Source organism: Nonomuraea sp. CX421 (assembly GCF_059358955.1).
The window spans coordinates 154,750-180,018 of the sequence record NZ_JCADBK010000013.1 but is presented as its reverse complement, the minus strand read 5'-3'; the positions used below and the strand labels follow the sequence as shown (position 1 = coordinate 180,018).

General features: G+C 72.1%; 21 protein-coding genes. 8 read left to right on the top strand and 13 right to left on the bottom strand.

The window, feature by feature from the left end:
- Position 1: 1 nt before the first annotated feature.
- Positions 2-874, bottom strand: a complete 873-nt coding sequence (locus AC5L3X_RS23670) for an enoyl-CoA hydratase-related protein (protein ID WP_494859653.1) — start codon at positions 872-874, stop codon at positions 2-4.
- Positions 875-1,085: 211 nt separating this feature from the next.
- Here AC5L3X_RS23670 and AC5L3X_RS23665 point away from each other — a divergent pair, with 211 nt between their 5' ends.
- Positions 1,086-2,624 (top strand): LCP family protein, encoded by a 1,539-nt coding sequence (locus AC5L3X_RS23665; RefSeq protein WP_494859652.1) that lies wholly within the window; start codon positions 1,086-1,088, stop codon positions 2,622-2,624.
- A gap of 46 nt (positions 2,625-2,670) precedes the next feature.
- Here the strand turns inward: AC5L3X_RS23665 and AC5L3X_RS23660 are convergent, their stop codons facing one another.
- The 7 genes from AC5L3X_RS23660 to AC5L3X_RS23630 all read right to left on the bottom strand — a co-directional run bounded on the left by AC5L3X_RS23660 (position 2,671) and on the right by AC5L3X_RS23630 (position 13,305).
- The gene (locus AC5L3X_RS23660; RefSeq protein WP_494859651.1) at positions 2,671-4,686 is read right to left on the bottom strand and encodes a methyltransferase domain-containing protein; all 2,016 of its coding nucleotides are present in this window, start codon (positions 4,684-4,686) and stop codon (positions 2,671-2,673) included.
- Positions 4,687-4,816: 130 nt separating this feature from the next.
- The gene (locus tag AC5L3X_RS23655) at positions 4,817-5,821 is read right to left on the bottom strand and encodes an enolase C-terminal domain-like protein (protein ID WP_494859650.1); all 1,005 of its coding nucleotides are present in this window, start codon (positions 5,819-5,821) and stop codon (positions 4,817-4,819) included.
- Between the two features lie 143 nt (positions 5,822-5,964).
- A complete protein-coding gene (locus AC5L3X_RS23650) occupies positions 5,965-7,167 on the bottom strand; it encodes a VWA domain-containing protein (RefSeq protein WP_494859649.1) in 1,203 nt (400 codons plus the stop codon).
- The gene (locus AC5L3X_RS23645) at positions 7,160-9,445 is read right to left on the bottom strand and encodes a DUF5682 family protein (protein ID WP_494859648.1); all 2,286 of its coding nucleotides are present in this window, start codon (positions 9,443-9,445) and stop codon (positions 7,160-7,162) included. The genes AC5L3X_RS23650 and AC5L3X_RS23645 overlap by 8 nt, the downstream gene beginning before the upstream one ends.
- Complete coding sequence (locus AC5L3X_RS23640) at positions 9,442-10,506, bottom strand: ATP-binding protein (protein WP_189128848.1); 1,065 nt, start codon at positions 10,504-10,506, stop codon at positions 9,442-9,444. The genes AC5L3X_RS23645 and AC5L3X_RS23640 overlap by 4 nt, the downstream gene beginning before the upstream one ends.
- Positions 10,507-10,561: 55 nt before the next feature.
- Complete coding sequence (locus tag AC5L3X_RS23635) at positions 10,562-12,016, bottom strand: DUF5691 domain-containing protein (protein WP_494859646.1); 1,455 nt, start codon at positions 12,014-12,016, stop codon at positions 10,562-10,564.
- Complete coding sequence (locus AC5L3X_RS23630) at positions 12,013-13,305, bottom strand: SWIM zinc finger family protein (RefSeq protein ID WP_494859645.1); 1,293 nt, start codon at positions 13,303-13,305, stop codon at positions 12,013-12,015. Before AC5L3X_RS23630 ends, AC5L3X_RS23635 begins: the two co-directional genes overlap by 4 nt.
- Positions 13,306-13,443: 138 nt before the next feature.
- On the opposite strand from AC5L3X_RS23630, the gene AC5L3X_RS23625 reads away from it, so the two are divergent.
- A complete protein-coding gene (locus tag AC5L3X_RS23625) occupies positions 13,444-13,992 on the top strand; it encodes a cupin domain-containing protein (protein WP_494859644.1) in 549 nt (182 codons plus the stop codon).
- A 76-nt stretch (positions 13,993-14,068) separates the two neighbouring features.
- Positions 14,069-15,094, top strand: a complete 1,026-nt coding sequence (gene ligD / locus AC5L3X_RS23620; protein ID WP_494859643.1) for a non-homologous end-joining DNA ligase — start codon at positions 14,069-14,071, stop codon at positions 15,092-15,094.
- Between the two features lie 144 nt (positions 15,095-15,238).
- On the opposite strand, the gene AC5L3X_RS23615 is transcribed toward ligD, so the two are convergent.
- Positions 15,239-15,685 carry an Lrp/AsnC family transcriptional regulator gene (locus AC5L3X_RS23615; protein ID WP_494859641.1) on the bottom strand — a complete coding sequence of 149 codons (447 nt, stop codon included), beginning with the start codon at positions 15,683-15,685 and terminating at the stop codon, positions 15,239-15,241.
- 93 nt (positions 15,686-15,778) lie between these two features.
- Between AC5L3X_RS23615 and AC5L3X_RS23610 the strand changes: the two genes are divergently transcribed.
- Together AC5L3X_RS23610 and AC5L3X_RS23605 are read left to right on the top strand one after the other, a co-directional pair.
- Positions 15,779-16,627 carry an LLM class flavin-dependent oxidoreductase gene (locus tag AC5L3X_RS23610; protein ID WP_494859640.1) on the top strand — a complete coding sequence of 283 codons (849 nt, stop codon included), beginning with the start codon at positions 15,779-15,781 and terminating at the stop codon, positions 16,625-16,627.
- A complete protein-coding gene (locus AC5L3X_RS23605) occupies positions 16,624-17,049 on the top strand; it encodes a nucleoside deaminase (protein WP_494859639.1) in 426 nt (141 codons plus the stop codon). The genes AC5L3X_RS23610 and AC5L3X_RS23605 overlap by 4 nt, the downstream gene beginning before the upstream one ends.
- On the opposite strand, the gene AC5L3X_RS23600 is transcribed toward AC5L3X_RS23605, so the two are convergent.
- The gene (locus AC5L3X_RS23600) at positions 17,040-17,978 is read right to left on the bottom strand and encodes an alpha/beta fold hydrolase (protein ID WP_494859637.1); all 939 of its coding nucleotides are present in this window, start codon (positions 17,976-17,978) and stop codon (positions 17,040-17,042) included. The genes AC5L3X_RS23605 and AC5L3X_RS23600 overlap by 10 nt on opposite strands.
- Positions 17,979-18,174: 196 nt before the next feature.
- On the opposite strand from AC5L3X_RS23600, the gene AC5L3X_RS23595 reads away from it, so the two are divergent.
- Together AC5L3X_RS23595 and AC5L3X_RS23590 are read left to right on the top strand one after the other, a co-directional pair.
- Positions 18,175-19,710 (top strand): aldehyde dehydrogenase family protein, encoded by a 1,536-nt coding sequence (locus AC5L3X_RS23595; RefSeq protein ID WP_494859636.1) that lies wholly within the window; start codon positions 18,175-18,177, stop codon positions 19,708-19,710.
- A 110-nt stretch (positions 19,711-19,820) separates the two neighbouring features.
- Positions 19,821-21,119, top strand: a complete 1,299-nt coding sequence (locus AC5L3X_RS23590) for a CehA/McbA family metallohydrolase (RefSeq protein ID WP_494859634.1) — start codon at positions 19,821-19,823, stop codon at positions 21,117-21,119.
- A 67-nt stretch (positions 21,120-21,186) separates the two neighbouring features.
- Here the strand turns inward: AC5L3X_RS23590 and glnII are convergent, their stop codons facing one another.
- Entirely contained in the window at positions 21,187-22,206 is a 1,020-nt protein-coding gene (gene glnII, locus AC5L3X_RS23585) for a glutamine synthetase (RefSeq protein WP_494859632.1), read from the bottom strand.
- A gap of 187 nt (positions 22,207-22,393) precedes the next feature.
- Between glnII and AC5L3X_RS23580 the strand changes: the two genes are divergently transcribed.
- Complete coding sequence (locus AC5L3X_RS23580; RefSeq protein ID WP_189126418.1) at positions 22,394-22,711, top strand: carboxymuconolactone decarboxylase family protein; 318 nt, start codon at positions 22,394-22,396, stop codon at positions 22,709-22,711.
- 125 nt (positions 22,712-22,836) lie between these two features.
- On the opposite strand, the gene AC5L3X_RS23575 is transcribed toward AC5L3X_RS23580, so the two are convergent.
- Together AC5L3X_RS23575 and AC5L3X_RS23570 are read right to left on the bottom strand one after the other, a co-directional pair.
- Positions 22,837-23,985 (bottom strand): Vgb family protein, encoded by a 1,149-nt coding sequence (locus AC5L3X_RS23575; RefSeq protein ID WP_494859630.1) that lies wholly within the window; start codon positions 23,983-23,985, stop codon positions 22,837-22,839.
- Positions 23,986-24,338: 353 nt separating this feature from the next.
- Entirely contained in the window at positions 24,339-24,881 is a 543-nt protein-coding gene (locus AC5L3X_RS23570; RefSeq protein WP_494859629.1) for a hypothetical protein, read from the bottom strand.
- Between the last annotated feature and the right edge of the window lie 388 nt (positions 24,882-25,269).

The following is a 25,269-nucleotide window of genomic DNA, read 5'->3' as shown; positions in this document are numbered from 1 at the left end:
GCTAGACACGATAGGGATCGTCCGGCCAGGACGGTACACCGTCCGGCAGATCCTGGCTGACCTTCATCGGGAACTCTGCCGGCCGCTTCTCCAGGAACGACGTCACGCCCTCGACGGCGTCGGCCGAGGAGCCCAGCTCGGCCATCAGCCTGGAGTCGGCCGCGTGCGCCTCCCATGGGGACGATGCCGACAGCCCCGACCACATCAGCCTGCGGACCGCGGCGACGGAGACGGCCGAGGTGTTGGCTGCGATCTCGCGGGCCAGCGCGTAGGCGGCGGGCAGCAGCTCGTCCGCCGGATACAGGCGGGAGACCAGCCGGGCTTCGAGGGCCTCCGAGGCGGGGAAGACGCGGCCCGTCGCGGCCCATTCCATGGCCTGGGCGATGCCCACGATCCTGGGCAGGAACCAGCTGGAGGCCGCCTCGGGGACGATGCCGCGGCGGGCGAACACGAAGCCGAACTTCGCGGTGTCGGCCGCAAGCCTGACGTCCATCGGCAGCGTCATCGTGACGCCCACCCCGACGGCCGCGCCGTTGATGGCGCCGATGACCGGTTTCAGCGACTGGGCGATGCGCAGGGCGACCGTGCCTCCGCCGTCGCGCGGGTAGCCGTCGACGAGCTCCTCCTGATGGTCGCCGCGGTCCCGGCGGGTGAACGTGCCGCCGCCCCCGCCCAGGTCGGCGCCGGCGCAGAAGGCCCGGCCGGCGCCGGTGACGACCACGGCGCGCACGTCGTCGTCGGCGTCCGCGAGATCGAACGCCTCGATCAACTCCGCGCGCATCGTCAGGGTGAAGGCGTTGAGCCGGTCCGGGCGCTTCAGGGTGACGGTCGCGATGCGCTCCGTCACGGCGTACTCGATCTCGGAGAAGGCCATGACCGAATCTTATTCGGTCATCGAAGTTGACTCTCATATAACGGCATATTTCGCGTTTAAGCCGTAAGATCCCCCCTCGATTCGGCCTAAAGTGGGCCGCGTCCAGCGGCCGCTTCTGGAAGCGGCGTTCGCACCTGGAATGGGCGTCCAGCGGGCCACCTCGGGTAGCGGGGTACGCGTCTACGGTGGAGCATGGGGAAACGGGGATGGCGTGAGGCAGGCAACGAAACCGGTGAGCGCCGGGGCGTTCCTCGGCTGGCTGGCGCTGGCGGTGCTGGCCCCCGGCGCGGCGCATCTGCGCGCAGGCCGGCGGCGGACCGGGCTGGTGCTGCTCTCCTGCCACGCGGCCGGGCTGCTCGCGTTGCTCGCGGTCGCGCTGACCACCGACAACCTGCTCGGCATGCTGACCGAGAACAGCTGGCTCATCGCGATCGCCGCCGGCTCGGCCGTCCTCGGCCTGGCGTGGTTCGCCCTGATCGTCCACTCGTTCACGGTGCTCCGGCCCAACGCGCTCTCCCAGGGCGGGCAGGTGCTCACGGGCATCTTCGCGGGCCTGCTGGCGGTCGTGGTGGTGCTGCCGTTCGGGCTGACCGCTGAGTACGTCTGGACCTCCCAGCAGACGCTCAACGACATCTTCGTCAACCCCACGCCGGACCCCCGGGCAGAGGAGCGGGTGCGCCCGGAGAACCCGTGGGCCGGGCGGCAACGGGTCAACATCCTGCTGCTCGGCGGCGACGCCGCCGGTGACCGGGCGGGCGTGCGCACCGACAGCATGAACCTGGCCAGCATCGACGTACGGACCGGCAGCACGGTGCTGATCAGCCTGCCGCGCAACCTGGAGAACGTCCGCTTCCGCCCCGGCACGCCGATGGCCCGGCGCTTCCCCGCCGGCTTCCGGCTGCCGGCCGATCCCGGCGGCGGGCGCAGCGACCTCCTCAACAGCGTCTGGGAGTACTCCGACGCGCACCCGGAGATCTTCGGCGGCAGGCAGCACCAGGGCCCGAAGGTGCTGATGGACACGATCGGCTACACGCTGGGGCTCGACGTCGACTGGTACGCCCTGGTGAACATGTGGGGGTTCGCGCGGCTGATCGACGCGATCGGCGGGGTCACGCTGAGCGTCGAGCAGGACGTGGTGTTCGGCACGTACAACGAGGGCCTGGTCAAGCAGGGAACGCGCCGGCTGACGGGCGAGGACGCGATGTGGTACGCCCGTTCGCGCACCAACAGCGACGACTACACCAGGATGCGCCGCCAGCGGTGCGTGCTCGGCGCGCTGCTCGACCAGGCCGATCCCGCCACCGTGCTGACCCGGTTCACCCAGATCGCGCTGGCCACCAAAGAGCTGATCAAGACGGACATCCCCCGGCCCATGCTGAAGCACCTGGTGCCCCTGGCACTCCAGGTCAAGAACGCCAGGGTGACGAGCATGCAGTTCGTGCCCCCGCTGATCTCCACCGGCTACCCCGACTGGCAGAAGATCCGCTATCTCACCGCCAAGGCGATCCGCGACTCGGGCGCCACGGGCCCGGTCGCGGCGTCGGCGGCCCCTTCGCCGACGTCCTCCGCGACATCCTCTCCCACGTCCTCTCCCGCGTCCTCTCCCGCGTCCCCCCGGGCGTCGTCACCAGGGAGCACCCCGGCGAGCACCCCGGCGAGCACGCCGAAGAGCGGCCTGGGCGGCACGCCGAGGAAGTCCGCCACGCCGTCCCCCACCCAGGAGCTCACCGAGGGCTGCGGAGCGCTGTGACGGCACCGGCGGGACCGGTAGGCCGATCAACCCGCCTGGCCGAACGTCAGGCGGGCCGGTGGAAGGTGGCGCGGCAGTGGTGGCGCACGGCGTCGGGGAAGTCCTCGCTCTCCTCCATCACAACCCCGCCGGTGGCGAAGGCGGCGATCTCGGACGGTGTGAGCGGCCACGGCGGCGCGAACACCGGCTGCCCTTCGTTCCGAGCCGACGCGATCACCACCAGTGTCCCGCCCGGCCCCACGAAGGAGGACACCCGTGCGATGGCCTCGGGGTGCAGCGCCTCGGGCAGCGCCTGCACCGTCGAGATCTCCACGACCAGGTCGAACGCCTCCCGCCACTCGCCGGGCGGATCGAGCAGGTCGGCCACGACGTAGCGCACGCTTTCGCCCGGGAACCGCTCCCCCGCCAGCCGCACGGCCGACTCGCTCACGTCGAACGCGACCGTCTCGAAGCCGAGCCCCGCGATGTACTGGGCGTTGTTCCCCAGGCCCGCGCCGACCACGAGTGCTCTGAGCCCCTTACCCCGCAGGCCGCGCTTCGAGGCCCAGTCGACGAGCATGACGTGCGGCCGCCGGAAGTCCCACGGCACGATCGCGTCACCCGTCTCCGACGCGGCGTAGAGCCGCTCGAACCACCCGATCGGGTCGCCGGCCGCCAGCGACTCGGCGGCCAGCCTCCGGACGTCCTCGTCGGGATCCCTCTCGTTCAGCTCCAGCCCCAGCTCCAGCCCGTACGGCAGGCCACGCGCGATCGCGCCGGCCAGTTCCACCACGTCCACCCGATCCCCCAGCCGGCCGACGAGTACCCGCTGGACGAAGGGATCGGCGTGCAGGTAGCCCAGCCGCCGCAGCGCCACGTCGAGCAGCGGCATCAGCACGCAGACCTCAGGCCCGGGGTGCGGGCACGCGGAGCCCGTATGCCACCATTCGAGCTCGCCCGCCCGGCCTCCGGCAGCGAGGCGGACGATGTCCTCGGCTGAGGCGGGCCGCCCGAGCAGCGCGGTCGCGGCGGCGAGAACCTCGATCCGCTCCGCCTCCTGGTAGTACACCCACAGCTCCGCGGGCTTGTCGCGGATCGGGCCGCCTTTGACGCCGAGCGGGGAGCCGGGCCGGCCGAACAGCTCGCGCCAGAGAGCATGCGCCATCCGGCGTTCGAGCCTGGCCGGAAGGCGATCAGCCACCGGGTCGGTCGCGGGTGCGACCGGCGCCCCGCTGTCCCAGCCCAGCTCCAGCAGCAGTTCCCTCTCGTGCCGGTCGAGCTTCTCCGCGACGAACGTGTCGACGCGTGGCTGGATCCGCGCCAGCAGGCCGTCCTCCCGGACCTTCCACCGGAAGGACTCGAAGGCGTCGGAGGGGAACCCCCAATGATGGTCGGCCCAGAGCCTTACATAGCGGTATACATGCCAGGCGAAAGCATGGTCGATCATGATCTCTCGCCGGGTCGCCCGAGCCAGCGTCTCCTGGCCGACAAGAGCGGCGGTCTCCCGCCACAGCTCCTGCCGGAGCCTCTTGGCCTGCGCTCGAAGCCGAGCGCGATCGGGATGCGGCTTGCCGGATGCCGCACGGGTGAGGTCCTTCCCATTGAGCCTCGTGACCCAGTGATCGCACCGCGACAGCCGTGACCAGAGCAGATGCCGCACCATGAGCGCGCGTAGCTCGTCCTCCTCCAGTTCCCTCACCAGAGGGAGCCCGAGCAGAAGCTTTCTTCTGTGCCCCGTCTGCACGCCCAGGGCCGGCAAGGCCCAAAGGCGTACCTTGGGGACGGTCCCGACTCCCGCCAATTCCACGGCCTCGAGAAGAACCTTCCTGAGCCGAGGATGGTCGTCGAGCGGGAGGGCGGGGTTGTCCCACCACACCCTGGGGCCGAGGCTCATGACGAGGGCATACAGGAACACACAGGTCAGTGCGCCCCACACCACGGCGAGCACAAGGCCGCCGTCCAACTCCACGATGAGGGTGACGCCGCCGATGCCGGCGCCGATCAGCACGACGATGCCGCAGAGCACCTGCAACCAGGCCGGCACGAAGGCGTTCAGGTGCATGGTCAGCAGCAGATGCAGCACCCTCCATCTGGATAACTCCACGCCCACCGCCCCTGTCCCGATATTTCGGGATGAAGGTAGTGCGTGGTGATCACGTACGTGTCACGCGCCGACCTGGACCCTGCCACCGGGAACGGGCCCGCCACCCGGTTCACGAGGTGAAGACGTCCCTGGCCAGGCGGCGGACACGGGACTCGTCGACCGAGTGGCCGAGACCGGGCTGGGTGAGCGGGACCGCGATGACCCCGGCGTTGGCGCCCACGATGGGGGTGACGATCTGGTTGTTGCGCGGCGGCTGGGTGACGTCGCAGGGCAGCGTGCAGCCGGGAAGGCTGGCGACCGCGACCGTCGCCGCCCTGGCCAGGCCCGCGCCCTGACCGCCCGAGCACTGGATGTCCCAGCCGGCCGCCACGGCGCGGTCGTGGGCGCGGCGGGCCTCGCTGATCGACGGGAAGCCGGTGGGCCGCAGGAGCAGCACCCTGGCCGCCCGCAGCGTCAGATAGTCGTCGAGGTCGGCCGTGGCGCAGACCTCCACGGCCACCGAGGCGGCGACCTCGTCCTGGAGCGAGGCGTGCGCGTAGACGTCGGCCACCGGGAAGGGCCGCTCGATGACCTCCAGGCCGTAGGAGTCGAGCGCCACGAGCTGGCCCCGGTCGGTGTAGGCGCCGCCGCAGTCGACGGCGAGGGTCAGCGCGGGATAGGCGGCGCGGACCGCGCGGACCGGCTCGATGTCCCAGCCGGGCCTGATGTCGAGCGTCACGTGGCCGTAGCCGGCGCAGACCTGCTGGTTGACCCGGGTCACCAGGCTCTCGAGCGAGGCGTCGGGGCTGAGCCGGACGGTGGCCATCAGCGAGGTGCGGGTGCCGCCGATCGCGTCGGCCAGCGGCACGCCGCGCATCCTGGTCCACAGGTCCCAGCAGGCCATGTCGACGGCGGAGTCACCGCTCGCGACGCTGTCGGGATGCTCCCAGTCGACGCCGATGAGCAGGGCGGCCAGCGACTCCTCCAACCTGGACCAGGCTTTGGGCGCGGGGCTCACCGTCTCACCCCACCCCGTCATGCCGCCCTGGTCGGTGAGCTTCACGAGCAGGCTGTCCGTGCGCCTGCCATGCGGCAGGACGACGCGGAACACCTCCAGCTTCCGCACACGCGGCATGTGCCCCCCTCATCCGGCGATCCCCTCCAGTGTGCCTGCCCGCGGGGACTGGGCAAAACGTGCGGGCCGGGACATCCGGATCTCGACGCGGCGGAAGAAGCAGGCCGGAGCCTACGCGAACCACCGCGTCGCCGCCGGCACGCTCAGCCTGTCGTGCCTGGCTCCCCGCCCGGTGGGGCACCGAGCGCGCCCTGCCGCTCGGCCCAGCGCGTGATCGAGCGCCGTTCGATCGCCGCCGCCATCAGATCGGGGAAGGCGTCGGGCGTGCACGCGAACGCGGGCACACCCATGGCGGCGAGCGCGGCGGCGTTGTCGTGGTCGTAGAACGGCGCACCCTCGTCGGAGAGGGCCAGCAGCACGATCACCTGGACGCCGGCCTGCGTCATGGCGGCCACCCGGCGCAGCATCTCCTGCCGGATGCCGCCCTCGTACAGGTCGCTGATCAGAATGAAGATCGACTCGGTGGGACGGGTGATGAGCCCCTGGCTGTAGGCGAGGGCGCGGTTGATGTCGGTGCCACCGCCGAGCTGGGTGCCGAACAGCACCTCCACCGGGTCGTGCAGCTGGTCGGTGAGGTCGACCACGGCCGTGTCGAACACCACCAGCGACGTCCGGAGCGACCGCATCGAGGCGAGCACCGCGCCGAACACGCTCGAATAGACCACGGACGCGGCCATCGAGCCGCTCTGGTCGACGCACAGCACGACCTCGCGCTGCACCGCCCGCTGCCTGCGCGCGTAGCCGACGAGCCGCGACGGCACGACGGTGTTCTTCTCCGGCAGGTAGTTCCTGAGATTGGCCCTGATCGTCCGATCCCAGTCGATGTCGGCCACGCGTTTGGGCCGGTGGGTCCTGGCGCTGCGGTCGAGCGCGCCGGTGACGGCCGCCCTGGTCTTCTGGGCGAGCCGTCGTTCGAGCCGCCGCACGACCGTGGCCACGACCGCCCGGGCCGACTCACGGGCCTGGTCGGGCATCACCCGGTTGAGCGCGAGCAGCGTGCCGACCAGGTGCACGTCGGGCTCGACGGCTTCGAGCATCTCGGGTTCGAGCAGCAGCCTGGACAGGTCGAGCCGTTCGATCGCATCCTTCTGCATGACCTGGACGACGGTGGACGGGAAGTAGGTCCGGATGTCGCCCAGCCACCGCGCCACGCGCGGTGCCGACGCGCCCAGGCCGCCCTCCCTGCCTCCCGAGCGGCCGCCCTGACCGCCCTGACCTTCCTGGCCGCCGTAGAGCGCGGCGAGGGCGCCGTCCATCGCGGTGTCGCCGCCCTGCAGCGCGCAGCCCGTGCCGTCGGCCTCGCCGCCGCCCAGCACCAGCCGCCACCTCCGCAACCGCTCATCCATGCGCTCTCCCCAAAATCGCCAGCACGGTCCGCTCCGCGCCCGCCGCGCGCCGCTCGTCCAGATCGGTCTCGTCGGCCTCGGCCCGCCGCCCCGCCGACCGGACCCGCTCCCCCACAGCCCTCCGCTCAGGTACGGCGAAGCCGCCGAACGTACGCCGCAGCAGCGGCAGCACCTCCACGAACTGGTCACCGCCGAGACCCGTCAGCCACCCGTCGACCAGGCTCAGCAGCCGCTGGTCGTGCACCAGCAGCAGCCCGCCGCCCGACAGGAACCCCTCGATCCACGCGGCCGCCCTGGCCGGGGCGTGGCCGCGGGACATCGCCCGCGACATCCGGTCGCCCGCGTCGGCGAGCTCCCCGGCGTCGAGCAGGACGCGGGTCAGCCTGCCCTCGATCAGCCCGTGCAGGTCGGGCCGGTCGCTCAGGCCGTGCAACGTGGCCAGCCACCGCCGCCTCGGGCCGGCGGCCCCGGCAGGCTCGGCAGGCTCGGCAGGCTCGGCAGGCTCGGCGGGCTCGGCGGGCTCGGCAGGTCCGGCAGGTCCGGCAGGTCCGGCGGGCTCGGCAGGCTCGGCGGGTGAGTCGTCGAGCAGGGCGACGGCCGCGTGGACGCCGTCGACGTGGCCGAGCAGGGCGGCCGCCGCGTCGTCGTCGAGGCCGGTCACCGCGACGGGCAGCCCGACGCACACCCGGTCGAGCATCGAGTGGACGATCACCGCGAGCCCCTCGGCCGGGGTGCCGCGCACGTCGCCGTAGCGGTGCGCGCGGACCATCGCGGGCAGCGCCGCCATCAGGTGGCCGACGTCGGCGTCGAGCGCCGCCTTGGCCGACAGGGCGGCCAGCACGGCGGGCAGCGCCTCGGGTAGCTCGGCCAGCAGGCACCGCTCCACCAGCGCGGTCAGGTCGGCCAGCGTGGCCGGCTCGCCGGCGGCCAGGTCGCGGGCGCGCTGCGCGGCGGCCCCGGCGACCGTGACGCCCAGCGCGGCGCACTCGATGAGCGCCAGGTCGTACTCGGGGCGCCAGCGAAGGGTCCAGGTCTCCTTGAAGGTGCCCTTGCCGCGCGACTCCCCCGGCGTGCCCCATGCGACGCCGAGCAGCCGCAGCCGGTGCAGCAGATGGCTGCGGTCGAGGTCGAGCGGTTTGCGCAGGTCGAGGTTCAGCTCGCGGTCCAGCGCCTCGGGCCGGAGCCTGAGCCGCCGCTGCCGGTCGCGCAGGTCGCGCTGGAGCGGCACCATGGGCGTCCGGTCGCTGACGTGGCCGAGCCGGTCGCCGACGACCAGGCGACGCTGGATCAGCTCGACCGCCAGGTCGTCGCCCTCGCACAGCACCGCCCGGGCCGCCTCGGTGACCTCGCCCAGCCCGGCCAGCGGGCGGCCGCGCAGCGTCGCGAGGCCCTGCGCGAGCCGTACGGACTCGATGACGTGCGCCGGCGACACGGCGAGCCCCTCGTCGCGCAGGACCGCGGCCGCGCGGGCCAGCCAGCGCTCCACCGGCCGGTCGGGGGCGCCGAACAGGTGGTCGTACCAGCCGGGCGAGCCGACGCCCGCGCCGTAGCCGCTCCACCAGGCCAGCCGGCCGTGCGTCCACGGCACCCAGGTCAGCTCGGGTTTGACCTTGGGCAGGCCGCGCAGGACCGCGTCGTCGGCCTTGGCCGGCGGGAGCGGCTCGACCAGGGCGGGCACGTGCCAAGCGCCGCAGACCACCGCGATCCGCTCGAAGCCCGCCTTGGCGGTGGCGCGCAGTGTCCTGCGCATGTACGCCTCGCGCCGGGTCTCCCGCTCGTCCGGCTCGTACCCCTCTCGGACGGCGGCCATCGCCTCGGCGATCACCTCGAACGGGGTGTCGCCGCGGTGCTCGACGACGTCCTCCCACCATCGTTCGGGGTCATCGTGGCCGGCGGCGCGGGCGAGCGCGCCGATGGGGTCGACGCGCAGCTCGGCGGCCTCGGCCGGCGGGTCGTCCGCGGGATCTTCGGCCAGCGTGCAGGCCGCGGGCAGGTCGCAGAAGCGCACCGGGATCCCGTGCGCCGTGGCGTACAGGATGGCCTGCCATTCCGGGGAGAAGGTCGCGAACGGCCAGTAGGCGGCGCCGGAGGGCCTGCCGGGGACATGCGCCAGCAGCGCCACCGGGGGCTCCAGCTCGGGCGCCAGCTCCACGAGCGCGTCGGCCTCCGGCGGGCCCTCGATCAGGATCACGTCGGGCCGGAGCCGCTGGAGCTCGTCGCGCACGGCCCGGGCCGATCCCGGGCCATGGTGGCGTACGCCGAGGACCGAGACGCTCACGACACCTCTCGGCAGGCCCGGTAGAAGTCGCGCCAGTCGGAACGCTCGCGCACGACGGTCTCCAGATACTCGCGCCAGACCACCCGGTCGGACACCGGCTCCTGCACCACCGCGCCGACGATCCCGGCGGCCACGTCGGCCGGGCGCAGCACGCCGTCGCCGAAGTGCGCGGCCAGCGCGATGCCGCTGGTCAGCACGGAGATCGCCTCAGCCGTGGACAGGGTGCCGCTCGGTGACTTGACCTTGGTGCGGCCGTCCTCGGTGACCCCGGCGCGCAGCTCGCGGAAGACGGTCACCACGCGGCGGATCTCGGCCAGGCCGGTGCTGGTCTCGGGCAGTTCCAGCGAGCGGCCGAGCTGGGTGACCCGCCGCGAGACGATGTCCACCTCCTCCTCGGCCGTGGCGGGGACAGGCAGGACGACCGTGTTGAAGCGGCGGCGCAGCGCGCTGGACAGCTCGTTGACGCCGCGGTCGCGGTCGTTGGCGGTCGCGATCACGTTGAAGCCGCGCTCGGCCTGGACCTCCCGGTTGAGCTCCGGGATCGGCAGTGTCTTCTCCGACAGCACGGTGATCAGCGCGTCCTGCACGTCGGACGGCATCCGGGTCAGCTCCTCGACGCGAGCGACGCGGCCCTCGGCCATCGCCCGCATCACCGGCGACGGGGTCAGCGCCTCGATCGACGGGCCCTCGGCCAGCAGTCTCGCGTAGTTCCAGCCGTAGCGGATGGCCTCCTCCGCGGTGCCGGCCGTGCCCTGCACGAGCAGCGTGGAGTCGCCGCTGACCGCCGCGGCCAGGTGCTCCGACAGCCAGGTCTTGGCCGTTCCGGGCACGCCGAGCAGCAGCAGCGCCCGGTCGGTGGCCAGGGTGGCGACGGCCACCTCGACGATGCGGCGGGCGCCCACGTACTTCGGCGTGATCCGGTCGCCGTCGCCCAGCAGGTAGGTGGTCACCGCCCACGGCGACAGCCGCCAGCCCGGCGGCCTCGGCCGGTCGTCGTCCTTGGCGAGGAGGGACAGCTCCTCGGCGTACTGGTCTTCCGCGTGTGGCCGCAGGACGGTCATGAGGCCTCCTTCGCCGGCCCCGTGGCCGTGGTGCTGGTCGTCATCGTTCCCTCGCTCACGTGAGCTCCTTGATCATGTCCGCGCGGAACCGCAGCAGGGCGGCGACCTCCTGGATGGGCGGCTCCGGCGAGTAGCTCCCCGCCAGGTCGGCCAGGCCGGGGTCGATGCGCTCGCCCGCCAGCCTGACCAGCTCGCCGAGGTTCCACGGCTGGGTGCCGGCCACCTTGAGGATCTTGCGCAGCACGGCCGTGGCCAGTCCCTCCCGCCAGTGCGGGGAGACCCCGCCCAGCACCATGATCAACTGACTGTCCAGGTCGTGCCTCTTCACGAAGTCGGCGGCGAGCCGCTGCTGCTCCTCGGGACCGAGTGCCTCAAGCAGGTCGGCGATCGGGTCCCAGGCGAACATCGCCCGCGCCCACTCCGGGTCGCGCTGCAGCACCGCGGCCCGCATCCAGCCGGCCTTCATCTCGGCGTCCCATTCGGGGATGCGCATCGCGAGCAGCGTGTCCGGCGGTAGCTCCCAGATGGCCAGCGGGGCGCGGGCGATGACCTGCTGCAGCCACCAGGCCCGCTCGCCGGTGCCGCGAGGCGGCTTGGGCCGGATGCCGTCGCGCTCCATCGCCCTGTCGCACGCCTTGGGCGCGTCGACGGTGATCGTGGCGCCGGTGATGGTGACGCAGTCGCGGGCGCGGGCGGCCATCCGCCCGGCCAGGGCCGAGCCGGGCAGGCGGGTCAGCAGGTTGGCGGCCTGCTGGCGCACCTCAAGCCGGCGGTCGTCGAGGGCGTGCTCCAGGAACGGCTCGTCGTCCATGGACAGCCCGGCGGCCAGCACGCCGACGAACTCCATCCGGTCCTGGGGAGTCTCCTGCTCCCAGGTGCCCTCCAGCAGCTCTCTGGCCGCCTTCGGGTCGGACACGCGGAGCCGGCGCAGGTGGGCACGGCGGTCGGCGGTGCCGCCCAGCTCCCAGGTCTCGCCGGTCGGCTCCTCCAGTAGGTAGGCCCAGGCCGGGTTGCGTCCGGCCAGCCACCGGCCGCGCTGCCCGGCGAGCACGCCCAGGTGCGCCCGGATCGACCGGTCGCGCCTGCCCCGGTCGAGCAGTTCGGGCAGCACGAACGGCGGCACCCGCCGCCCGCCGCGCGCCGCCTCGGCCAGCCATTCGGGCAACAGCCGCTCATGCCGGCCGGCCATGATCGTCGCCAGCCGTTCGGCCGCCGCCCGCCCGACCGCCGCCTGCTCCTCTTCGGGCGCCCGCCCGCAGTCCTCGGTCCGGCCCCGCTCGGGCGCGTCCCCGGGATGTACCTGCGTGCGGTCCTCGGCCTCGGCGACCGGCTCGTGCCCACCGTCCTCGGCTCGACGCCCGGTGGCCGGCGCGCTGACCGGCCCGCGACCGGCGCGCCGCCGCGCGACCTCCACGGCCGCGTCCTCCAGCAGGCTCCCCTGGTACGGCCTGCGGGCGGTGCCGACCAGGGCCGTGGACGTCAGCGTGTCCCAGCTCACGGAGTCGCTCACAGGATCACCGCCATTCCCTCGTCGTCCCAGACGGTCAGGGGGCGCAGGCCGCGCGGAGTCCACTCGGCCGCGACCGTGACCGGATGGCCACCGGCGACGGCGAGCAGCCGCCACGGGTCGCGCTCTTCCGGGTGCAGTGGGAAGCCGCCGAGCGCCGTCCGATCGGGCACCACGCCGGCCAGCACGACCGGCCAGGACGAGGTCCACGGGTCGGCGGCCAGCGCCGCCGCGACCTCGTCCATCGCCTGGCCGGGCGTCATCCCCGGCGGCGTCCCCTCACCGGACGCGATCCCCGGCGCAGGTCCTCCGCGGGAAGCGGGGACGTGGCGGGCGGCGACCAGCGCGCGTAGCGGCGCGGCGCTGGGATAGAAGGCCAGGTCGGCGTCGATCGTGACGCCCGTGACCAGGGAGGCGTCCAGCGCCTGCCCCTGGGGAGCGAAGGACAGCACCAGGGCGGCCTGGCCCGTGCCACGGCCGCGCAGCCACACGCGGCGGGCCGTCAGGCGGTCCTGCTCCTCGTCGCGCCGGCCCAGCACGTCCCAGCGGTCGCGCACCACGGGACCGGCCAGCACGTCCTCGCGCGTCACCGGGAAGCCGACGCGGGTCAGCACGGTCGCGACCAGGGCCTCCGGCAGCTCGGCGCGGCGCCGATAGGCCACGGCCAGCAGGTTGACCAGGGCGTATTCCTCCAACAGCCGCCCCGGCCAGTCGTCCTCCGCGCGCACCTGGACCAGCCGCGACACGGCGCTCGCGACGCCGGACGCCTGGGCGTCGACCAGCCGCTTGGCCAGCTCGTCCCAGTCGCGCTCACCCGCTCCGGCCAGCCCCTGGCGCGTCTGGTCGGCCAGCCACCGCTCCAGCTCCGCCAGCCCCGCCGTCACGCGCGCGTGCCGCGCGGACTCCGTACCGGCGGCGCGCGCCCTGGCGCCACCCTCGTCGGCGGCGACCTCGCTGGCGGCGCGCTCGGCACGCTGGGCGAGCCACTCGGCCGCCCAGGCCGGTGGCTCGGCGTCGGGCACGGCCCCCGCCGACCACAGGAGCAGCAGCCCGAGCGCGTGCTTGCACGGGAACTTCCTGCTGGGGCAACTGCACCGGAACGCGGGCTCGCTCAGGTCGACGCAGGCCAGGTAGGGCTTGGCGCCGCTGCCCTTGCACTCGCCGAACACCACGTCGCCGGCCGCGCCGCACGCCGGCCACGAGCCCGGGCCCGCCACGCGCTGAGCCGCCTTCTGTGACGACGCGTCAGGGGCGAGAGCGAGCACCTGATCACGGCTCCACCGTTTGAACACTCGCCGCACACTAGCCAGGACGACCGACAATTCGTACCTATTCCAGATGATCCCTCCCTCCTCGTTCTCCGCCCACCAGACGGCCCACGACACGCGGGGGTCGAGGCGGGGGCGCGGGTCGGTCGTAGACTCGCCGGCGTGGAGTTGACGATCTATCCGGACGGCCCCGCCGTCGAGGTGGCCGACGAGGCCGAGGCGCTGGCCAGCGGCCTGGACGGGCAGCTGGTGCTCGACGGCACCCGCTTCCTGCGCCGAGACGTGACCGGCGCGCCCGTCGGGTTCGCCGAACGCCCGCCGATCGCACGGGCCCTGGACCTGCTGCCGCACCCGGAGGGCGGCTGGTTCAGGGAGACCTGGAGGTCCCCGGTCGAGGTGCGGCCCGGCGGCTACCCGGGCCCGAGGGCCAGCGCCACGGGCATCTACTTCCTGCTCCAGCCGGGCGAGGAGTCGATCCCGCACCGGGTCCGGTCGGACGAGGTGTGGCTGTGGCACCGGGGCGGGCCGTTGTCGCTTACCGTCGGTGACGAGACGGTCGTGCTGGGGCCACTGGTCGAGGCGGGACAGGTGCCGCAGGCCGTGGTGCCCGGCGGCGTCCGGCAGTCGGCCCGGCCGGCCGGGGACGAGGCCGTGCTGGTGAGCTGCGTCGTGTCGCCGGGCTTCGACTTCGCCGACTTCAGCACCGGCTGAGCGCTCCCACCGGCATTACCGGGACTTGCCCCGGCCTTCACCGTAGGCGCGGAAGGGGCGGGGAAGGCCCACCTGCATGGGGCGCCTGCCCACCTACCACCCGATGCTCGCCCAGCTCGGCTCCCTGCCGCCGGCCGCGCAGGACGACGCGTGGAGCACCGAGATGAAGTGGGACGGAGTGCGAGCCCTGGCCTACGTCGAGGCGGGGGCGTTGCGGCTGGTGTCGCGCACCGGCAGGGACATGACAGCGTCCTATCCGGAGCTGTATCCGATGGCCGGGGCCGTCGGCGGTCACGACGTGGTGCTCGACGGCGAGATCATCGCCTTCGACGACGCCGGGCGGCCCAGCTTCGGCACGCTGGCGCCCCGGATGCAGCAGCGCAACCCGCTCAAGGTGGCCCAGCTGGTCAGGGCCGTACCCGTCACGTACATGATCTTCGATGTGTTGCACGTCGACGATCGCAGCGTCGTACGGCTGCCCTACGACGAGCGGCGCGAGCTGCTCGAACGGCTGGTCACGCCCGGCTTCCGGTGGCAGACGCCGGTGGCCTTCCGCGGCGGCTCGCGCGCGGCGCTGGCGGCCAGCCGCGAGCTGGGCCTGGAGGGCGTGGTCGTCAAGCGGCGCACCTCCCCCTACCGGCCCGGGCGGCGCAGCCCGGAGTGGACGAAGGTGAAGAACGTCTCCCACCGGGAGGTCGTCATCGGCGGCTGGAAACCGGGGACGGGTCGGCGGGGCGGCCGGATCGGCTCGCTGCTGCTGGGCGCGCACGACCCGGCGGGCCGGCTGCTGTACGTGGGGCACGTCGGCACCGGCTTCACCGACGCCATGCTGGCCGACCTGCGGGAACGGCTGGCGCCGCTGGAACGGCCGGACTCGCCGTTCACCGAGCCGGTCCCCCGCGAGTACGCCCGCGACGCGCACTGGGTGGAGCCGCGTCTGGTGGGTGAGGTGCGCTACGCCGAGGTGACCGCCGACGGGCGGCTCCGTCATCCCTCCTGGCGCGGCCTGCGCCCCGACAAGGAGCCCGGCGGGGTGATGGCGGCCGACGTGCGGATCGACCGCCCCTCGGCCATGGACGATCCCGGCAGGGCCACCGGTTGAGCCGGGATCACCACCGGCTGACCCGGGATCGCGTCCTGATGCCGCCGGCGGGCTGATCGCCCCGTTCGCCCGTGTGCTGGAGGCGCTCAGCGACGACCGGCGAGCGTCTCACGGTTTTCGCGCCCCCGGCCGGTGCCCTCGATGTCAGGAGCTTCCGGGGCCCCGGTAGGCCAGGGTCTGGCTGTAGACGACGTTGGTGGTGGTGCTGCCGAACTCGGCCAGCTCGTCGATGATCCGTTCGAGGTGGGTGAGGGAGGTGGCGGCCACCTTCAGGGTGTAGCAGTCGTCGCCGGTGGTGCGCAGGCACTCCAGGATCTCCGAGCGCTCGGCGAGCAGCCGGTGGAGCGGCTGGTGACTGCTGCCGGGGTACTTGAGACGGACCACGGCGAGCACGGTGAGGCCCACCTTGGCCAGGTCGACGTCGGCCCGGTAGCCGGTGATGACGCCGGCCGTCTCCAGGCGCCGCACGCGCTCGGTCGCCGCCGAAGGGCTGAGGTTGACCCGGCGGCCGAGCTCGGTGAGCGGCAGGCGGCCCTCTCGCTGCAGCTCGGCCAGGATCGCCCAGTCGGTCGGATCGAGATTAGCGGCCATCCGGCCAAGCTACCGGGATATCCACGGCGAATCATGACGTACCCGGGGATAGTTCTCTTCCAGCGCCGATGATCGGGTCGATAGCCTGAATCGGTGCGACTAGGAGTGAACGTTCCCAATTTCGGACCAGGGACCGACCCCGGCGTGCTGCGTCAGTGGGCGCGCACGGTGGAGGGCCTCGGCTACGACCTGCTCATGGTGTCGGATCACATCGCCGTGACGCCCGACGTGGCCGAGCAGTATCCGGCGCCGTTCTACGAGCCGTTCACCACGCTGTCCTGGCTGGCCGGCGTCACCGGCCGGATCCGGCTCGGGACCACGGTGCTCATCGTCCCCTACCGGCACCCGCTGCTGGTCGCCCGCATGGCCGCCAACCTCAACCAGCTCAGTGGGGGGCGGCTCGTCCTCGGCGTGGGCGTCGGCTGGGCGCGGCAGGAGTTCGAGGCGCTGGGGGTGCCGTTCGAGCGGCGCGGGGCGCTGACCGACGAGCACCTGCGGGCGATGCGCGACGCCTGGGCCGACGACGCCGACTACCGGGCGGGGCGGATCCCGCTCTGGGTGGGCGGCAACAGCGACGCCGGCGTGCGCCGGGCGGTGCGGCTCGGCGACGCGTGGCACCCGCTGCGGCTCCCGCTGTCCCGGCTGCGGGCGGCGGTGGCCCGGATGAAGGCCGTCGCCGACGAGCTGGGGCGGCCGGTGCCCGAGCTGGTGCCCAGGATCATGCTGCGGCTCACCGAGACGCCCATCACCGGTGACGACCGGCTCGCCGGCGAGGGCACCATCGAGCAGGTCGTCGACGACCTCGGGCAACTGCGCCTGCTCGGCGCCGAGACCGTGGTGCTCGACCCGTTCGCCGGTGACCCGGACGAGACGCTGCACCCCGAGGTGGCCTGGCAGGCCCTCGCCACCGTACGCGCCCACCTGCCGATGGAGAGACCATGACGCCCGACGACGAACGCTTCCTGCTCAGGGCCATCGAGCTGGCCAACGAGGCGCGGGCGGGCGGCAACCCGCCCTTCGGCTCGTTGCTGGTCGGCCCCGACGGTGACGTACTGGCCGAAGATCGCAACACCAGCGTCACCGAGAGCGACATCACCGCCCACCCCGAGCTGAAGCTGGCCCGGTGGGCGGGCCGCGAGCTGGATCCGCCGACCGCCGCCGGCACCACCATGTACACCAGCTGCCAGCCGTGCGGCATGTGCATGGGCGCCATCGAGCGGTCCTTCCTCGGCCGCGTGGTGTACGCGTTGTCCACCGAGCAGCTCACGGCCCTCAAGCCGCCCGCTACCGCGCCCGGCGTGCGCCTGGACGGCCCGGCGTTGCCGGAGCAGGGCCGCGTCCCCGTCGAGGGCTACTACACCTGAACGGCCGCGGCGAGCCAGGGCCGGATGACCGGCAGCACGGCGGCGGCCTGCATGCCGGTCATGTGGTCCAGCCCGTCCAGCACCCGCACCTCCCAGCCGAGGGCTTCCAGCTCGGCGCGCCGGCGGACGAGCGGGCCGCCAAGATCCACGGTCACGCCACCCCAGCGCTCGTCGTAGACGATCTGGTCGGCGGAGCCGGCGAAGCACAAGCGCGGGCAGCGGACCGCCGGCTGCGCGGCCCGGTCGTCGAACCCGCGCAGCGCCTCGTACAGCGTGACGAACTGCTGCGTCTGGTCGGGCGTGGTCGCCACCTCGACGGTCGACCAGTCAGGCTCGCCGGAGGCCGTCTGGTCGCCGGCGCTCGCGCCGGTCTCTGGGCCGGTCTCTGGGCCGATCTCTCGGCCGGTCTCGGGGGTCGCTTTGGTGCCGCTTTCGGGGTCGGGGGCGGTCTCAGGGGCGGTGGACATCGCGTGGGCGGCCAGGGTGACGGCCAGCATCTCCGCGTACGGCCCGTCGAGCGGCGGATAGCCGCCCATGACCAGGGCCGACAGCCGGTCGGTGCGGATCGCCAGCTGGAGGCCGCTGAGGGCCAGCCATGAGTAGCCGTAGTAGGCGAACCGGTCGGCCCCGGCGGCGTCGGCGACGGCGAGCAGGTCGGCGGCGATGTAGGCGGGGGTCAGCGTGCCGGGCTTGGGCGCGGCCAGGACGTGTTTCTCGTAGTCGAACGCGACGACCCGGAAGGCGTCGCGGAGCCCGTCGATGAGCGAGCGGCCGAGGGCGGGGTCTGCCCCCCACCGGCGCATCTCGTCCGCCTGAGGCCCTTCGACCGGCCGGGGATCGACCGGCAGCAGCAAGGCGGGGCCGTCGCCGTGCACCTCGATCTCGATAGTGGCGCCATCGTGCAGCCTGGCCGTGGTCGTGGAGATCATCTAATTCCTTAGGATGTAAGGAGTTGTCGGCGAAACAATAGCTTACACCGTAAGCAATTCGAGGGCACCGCCCGGAGCAGGGAGCCGGGAGCCGGCCGACGCGCTCGGACTCGACCGTCGGGGCTGACATCGTGGCGTCTTGGGTATTTTGCGGCGAGATGATTGTCTGTCCGGAGTAACTACGAGGAGGACCCCGGTGACCCGTCAGATTGTCTCCGTCGTGGGCGGTAAGGACGTGCCCAGCGCCGGCGCCTACCAGTCCACCAACCCCGCGCGCACCGGCCAGGTGGTCGCCGACGTCGGGCTGGCCGACGCCGGCGCCTTCGCCGACGCCTGCCGTACGGCCAAGGAGGCGCAGCGGGAGTGGGCCAAGGTGCCGCCGCCGGTCCGCGGGCGGGTGATCGCGTCGATCGGCCGGCTGGTCGAGGCCAACGCCGAGAGCCTGGCCAAGCTGGTCACCGAGGAGATCGGCAAGCCGTACGCCGAGGCGCTGGGCGAGGTGCGGGAGATCGTCGACACGTGCGACTTCTTCCTCGGCGAGGGGCGTCGCCTCTATGGGCAGACGGTGCCGTCGGAGATGCCGGACAAGAACCTGTTCACCTTCCGCACCCCGGTGGGGGTCGCCGCGGTCATCACGGCGGGCAACTTCCCGGTCGCGGTGCCGTCCTGGTATCTCGTACCGGCACTGCTGTGCGGCAACGCCGTGGTGTGGAAGCCGGCCGAGTACGCCGCCGCCTCCGCCCACGCCATGTACCAGTTGTTCGTGGCGGCCGGGCTGCCCGACGGGGTGCTCAACATCGTGTTTGCCGACGGCGACCAGACGTTCGAGGGGCTGGAGCGGGCGCTCGGTGAGGGCACGGTGCACAAGGTCGGGTTCACCGGGTCGAGTGAGGTGGGCCGGCGCGTCGGCGAGCTTACCGGGCGTCACCTGCAGTCGGCCTGCCTGGAGCTGGGCGGCAAGAACCCGATGGTGATCATGCCGGACGCCGACCTCGACCTCGCCGTCGAGGGGGCGCTGTTCGCCGGGTTCGGCACCGCCGGCCAGCGCTGCACCAGCCTCGGCACGGTCATCGCGCACGAGAGCGTGCACGCGGAGTTCGTCGAGCGGTTCGGCCGCGCCGTGCGCGAGGCCAGGATCGGCGACCCCACGCAGGACGTGCTGGCCGGGCCGCTGCTCGACCAGAAGTTCGCCGACCGCTACGAGGAGTACCTGACCTGGATCCAGCCCCACCACCGGGTTGTGCCGGGAGAGGTCGGCAGGATCACGCCCGACAACCCGCGCGGCGACTTCACCGGCGACGGGGGGCTCTACTACCACCCGGTCGTGGTCGACGGCGTGCGGGCCACCGACCGGCTGTTCCTGGAGGAGACGTTCGGGCCGATCGTCGGCGTGACCGGCTTCCAGACCTTCGACGAGGCCGTCGAGCTGGCCAACCTCCCCGGTTACGGGCTCTCCAGCTCCATCTACACGACCGACCCCAAACACGCCTTCCGCTTCCGCGAGGGTGTCTCGGCCGGGATGGTCAGCGTCAACAACTCCACCTCCGGGGCCGAGGCGCACCTGCCGTTCGGCGGCAACGGCAAGTCGGGCAACGGCAGCCGGCAGTCGGGCATGTGGGTGCTCGACCAGTTCACCCGCTGGCAGGCGATGAACTGGGATCATTCAGGCCGGCTCCAGAAGGCCCAGATGGACGTGGTGGACATCACCCCGGACCTGGATTTCCGGCTCTAGATCTTTTCCACCCAGGAGGGAAGAAAGCCACACCGCCCGAAAACATGGGTCTTCCCGGAGAGTGACGACCGTGTCACGATGAGGCGCCTTTCGATTACGGGGAGAAGCCAATGCGTGACAATCTGGAGTTACTCACCACGACTCGGACGCTCCGGCTGCGGGCCGGCTTCCCCTGCCGCTGGAGCGTCTGGAGCGCCGACGGGCAGGGATACTTCCCGCGCGACACCTCTCCGGCGCGCGATCACGACGGCCTGCCCTACTTCCATGGCGACGACATCGTCCTCGACGTGCCCGCCGAGCCACTGCGGGTCAGGGCGGCCAGGGGCATGGAGTACGGTCACGCCGAGACCACGCTCGTGCCCGGCGCCGGGGAGACGCTCGTCGAGCTGGCTCCCCAGCGCATCTACGACGCCGCCGCGCGCGGCTGGTACGGCGGCGACCTGCACGTCCACCTCAACCGGCCGTCCCCGTGGGTCGCCGCCTCACAGCTGGGCGAAGACCTGCACGTCGTCAACCTGCTGCCCGGCGACGGCGAGGCGGCCGGGCAGTGGCAGGGCCGCGACCTGCCCTGGTCCGACGACACGCACGTGGCCCGGGTCGGTCTGGCCCACCAGGCGCTGGGCCTCGACGGAGGTTCGCCGCCCGGCCGCGCGCTCCGCGACAAGCAACTGCTCATCGGCTACGCCAACGCCTTCCGCGGGCCGGTGGAGACACCCGAGCAGCTCGTCGGCGCCGGCGACCCGGGGTTCGACGCGCGCCTGTCGGTGGTCGACGCGGCCCTCGGACTGGTCGACAGCTTCTCCTCCGCGATCGGCTCGGCGCGCGCCTACCGGCGGCTGATCGGCGCGGGCAACCGGATCGCCGCCGTCGCCGGCACCGCTCACCGGCTCGGCCCCATCGGCCGCGAACGCACCTACGCCCAGGTGGCCGGCCCGCTGACCGCCGAGTCCTACGCCGACGCGGTGCGCCGGGGCCGCACGTTCGCGACGACAGGCCCGTTCCTGGAGCTGTCGGTCGACGGACAGGGGCCGGGCACCACGATCGACCTGACTCCCGGCGACCGGGTGCGGGCCTGCGCCCGGGTGATCGGCCCCCGGGTGGAGACGGTGCGGCTGCTCACCGCCGACGGCGAGCTGGCCTCGGGCGGGCCCGGCGAGCTCAGCGCCGGCCTGACGGTCGTCTGGCCGACGTACGTGGTGGCGGTCGCCGAGGGAGGCGGGCAGGTGCTCGCGCACACCAGCCCGGTCTACCTCGACGTCCAGCACCGGCGGGTGGCCAGGGAGGAGGACGTCACGTTCTGCCTGCGCTGGCTGGAGCTGCTGGAGGAGCTGGTCAAGGACCGGGCCGGCGCCGGCTACCTGGCGGTGATGGACGAGGCCCGCCGGGTCTACCGGGCACGGCTGGCCTGACCGGAAAGGAGGAACGCGGGCCCCGCATCGGGGGTGCCCGCGTTCCTCCTGTCCGGTCCTTTTCGGGTCAGACCTGCCCGGCCTTCTCCAGGGCGGCGCAGCAGGTGTTGACCAGCAGGCGGGTGACCACGTACGGGTCGACGTTGGCGTTGGGGCGACGGTCCTCGATGTAGCCCTTCTTGTCCACCTCGACCTGCCACGGGATGCGGACGGAGGCGCCGCGGTCGGACACGCCGTAGGAGTACTTGTTCCACGGGGCGGTCTCGTGGGCGCCGGTCAGCCGGCTCTCGATGCCGACACCGTACTGGGAGACGTGCTCCATGGGCTTGTCACCCTCGCCGAGCGCCTCGCACGCGGTGATGATGGCGTCGTAGCCCTCGCGCATGGCCTTGGTCGAGAAGTTGGTGTGCGCGCCGGCGCCGTTCCAGTCGCCACGGGCGGGCTTGGCGTCGAGCGTGGCCTCCACGCCGAACTCCTCGGCGGTCCGGTAGAGCAGCCAGCGGGCGATCCACATGTGGTCGGCGACCTCCAGCGGACCGGCCGGGCCGATCTGGAACTCCCATTGCCCCGGCATGACCTCGGCGTTGATGCCGGAGACCGCCAGGCCGGCGGCGAGGCAGCGGTCGAGGTGCAGCTCGACGATCTCGCGGCCGAAGATGGCGTCCGCGCCCACGCCGCAGTAGTAGGGGCCCTGCGGGGCGGGGAAGCCGCCGTCGGGGAAGCCGAGCGGACGGCTGCCCTTGAAGAAGGTGTATTCCTGCTCGATGCCGAACCACGACTCCTGGTCGGCGAACTGCTCGGCGACTCCGCGCAGGGAGGCACGGGTATTGCTCGCGTGCGGCGCGCCGTCGATCTCCTCAACCTCACAGAGGACGAGCAGGCTCGCACCGCCGCGGATCGGGTCGGGGCAGGTGAAAACCGGGCGGAGCACTCGGTCCGACGCGTGGCCCTCGGCCTGGTTGGTGCTGGATCCGTCGAAACCCCAGACCGGCGGCTCGGCCCCATCGGCCAGGATCCTCGTCTTCGAGCGCAGCAGTGCGGTGGGCTCGGTGCCGTCGATCCAGATGTACTCAGCCTTGTAGCTCACAACCGGGGTCCTTTCGGGATTTCTCTCAGCCACGCCGAGTCTTCTGGATGGCCGTTTCCCGGTTTTTGCCCATATGTGAACATTGTGTTAATCGCCTGACCCGGCGTACAACGTTCGCGCAACCCCCATTGGCTCAACCCGGGAAGTAGCGAAAGATGTGAGCATCCCCCACAACCCGGAGCGTGCCATGACCGAACCTCCGCTGGAGACCGTGGACTCCTTCGGGTTGACGACCGAACACCGGTTCGCCGACGTGTGGTCCCGCGACGTGCTCTCCGTCAAGGAACGCCGTCTCCTCCTGCTGGGCCTGCTCGTCGGCCAGGGGATGGACGACGGCGTGGGGATCCAGCTCGACGCCGGCCTGCGCACCGGCGCGCTCACCGAGAGCGAGTTGCGCGAGGTCGTGGTCTTCCTGACCCACTACGCCGGCTGGGCCCGGGGAGCCCGGCTGAACTCCCAGGTGGAGGAGCTGATCACGACCGTCAGGACGGCCCCATCCGATTGACACGCCCTCCAGACTGACCTCGTGGATCTCGGTCCGCGTGTTCCAGGGGGCGTTCGGCGCATGACTCCCGTGCGTCCATCCCGGCGGCCGCGCCGTTTCCGGGGCGCGACCACCGGCCCCGGGCGTCAGAGCGTCAGGATGCCGAGCTTGTCGATGTAGTCCTCGGTGAACCAGATCTTGTCATCGGGCCCGGTGGTGATGTGGAACGGCCCGGAGAACGCGTCTGGGAGCGCGTACTCGGTGATGGTCCCGGAGGTGGAGACGGTGGCGACCTTCCCGGTCACCTGTTCCACGAACCAGAGGTCATCGTCCGGGCCCACGGTGATGCCCCAGGGGAAGGCGTTCGCGTTGCTGAGTGGGTACTCGGTGAAGACGCCCGACGTGGTGACCTTGCCGACGGCTCCGTTGCCGTCGGTGTACCACAGGTTGCCGTCCGGGCCCGAGGTGATGCCGATGGGCATCGAGCCCGTCGTCGGGGAGTTGTACTCGGTGAAGACGCCCGACGTGGTGACGCGCGTGATGCCGCCCCCGAGCGCCTGGGCGAACCACAGGGCGCCGTCCGGGCCCGTGGTGATCTCCATCGGATAGACGGTGGACGTGGGCAGGGCGTACTCGGTGAACGTCCCCGAGGTGGTGATCCTCCCGATCTTGTTACCGTCCGACTCGGTGAACCACAGCGCTCCGTCGGGGCCGGCGGTGATCCCCCAGGGATAGGAGGCGGCGGTCGGGATCGTGTACTCGGTGATCGTGCCGGATGTGGTGATGCGCCCGATCCGGTTGCCGATCGACTCGGTGAACCACAGCGCTCCGTCCGGGCCGACGGTCAGGCCCGTGGGCATGGACTCCTCGTTGGGCAGCGAGAACTCGGTGAACAGGCCGCCAGTGGTGACGCGGCCGATCTTGTTGCCGTAGGCCTCGGTGAACCACACGTTGCCGTCGGGTCCGGTGACGATGCCGACGGGCGTCGCGGGGTTGGTCGGGATGGTCAGCTCGCTGAGCGTGGGCGTCCGTGCGGCCGCCGCCCGGAGCGGGACCCGGTGGTCCCTGGCGCGCGGGTTGTGGCACCGGATGTGCCGGTGGCGCCGCTGCTGCTTGAGCTTCCGGCACAACCTCACCCACGGGGGCGTGACCGACGAAGGGAGCGACGAGGCCACGGCCTGTGGCGCCGGCTCCGGGGTGGGCTCCGGAGCGGACGCCGACACGGGCAGGCCCGCCGCGAGCACCACGGCGATCGCCGTGAGCGGGTAGAGCAGAAATCGAGAGCGGTGACTCATGACATCCTTCCACGAGAAAGAACGCGGGTTGCGACTGGGTGGTTCGAGCCGTTTCACGGAATCACCATCGGACAGCTGTGCGGAAAATCCGGATATGCGCCCTCGAATTTCACACAGAGCCCGGTCCTGAGTTTTCGCGGCGGCCCGGCCCAGCCGTCCAAATATCTCGCGCCGCGGTCGCTCGTCCCGAGGGCCTGACTTCGTGGTGCGTAACAACTCCGCCAATTCCCGGGCCGCTGCCGGTGGCGATGGAAAATCCACAAGAGGCCCCGCGTTTCGGGCATTGCCGGAAACGCCGCCGGCGGCGGCACTGACGGCACAAAGGCGACGGACAGGCGGCGGTCAGGCGGCGGTCAGGCGACCGAGTGGGTAATGACGCCCGTGTAGGAGCCGGTGACCGCCGAGGACGGGATCGTGATGACGAGCGTCGGCCGCCAGCTCGTGGTGGAGGTGCCCTGCGGCTTGCTCGCCCGGAACGCCGTCCTCGATGCCGACAGGGACACCCGCTGCGCGGCCGTGAGCTGCCCGGGAAGACGGGTGCCGCCGCCGGTCTGCGCGGTGGTCGGGCCGGACCAGTAGGAGACGTTGTCCCTGGAGATGGTCTGCGGCCCGGTGCCGCTGCCCGTGGTGAAGTTCGTGGACGCGACGGTCGCCGTCCAGCTGCGGTTGCCCGGCCGGGCGTCGACCACGGTCACCGTGCCCAGGTTGCCGTTGAAGACGGTGCCCGGGACGCGGGCGCCGAACAGGACCAGGGTGGGAACGGTGATCGTCAGCGATTGGCCCGGTGACGTGGCCGGCACGGTCGAGCCGGCTCGCGAGGCGGAAGCGTGAGCGGGGTGCGCACCCAGCGCGGCCACCAGGGCCGTCGACGCGATCAGCGACCGGGTGGTCCGCACCGCCCTCCTCAATGACGCCCCTCGGAACCTCTCCAGAATCAACGCGTTTTCCCTCGATGGCACGGGTGAAAGCCGATGGCAGCTTAGAGGCGGTCACGGACGCGGCTTTCTCGAATCTCCTTCGTGGAAAGTAAATTCACCGGCAAGCCGGAAAGTAATGGTTCACCTACACGGTGGGATAAGACGCTGTTCACGCCGCCCACGGCGCAATACGGCGAAAGCCGGACATAAGGCTGGTCTGCCACCATCGTGCGCGCTCGCCTGATCGCCAAGGAGCACCAGATCATGACAAAGGAGTTGTCAGATGCGGGAGGTCACGGTTTCCGATCAGCACCACAGGAGCAGGATGTGATCACATACGGGCGGCCATGACCAGGCCGGAGCTCAA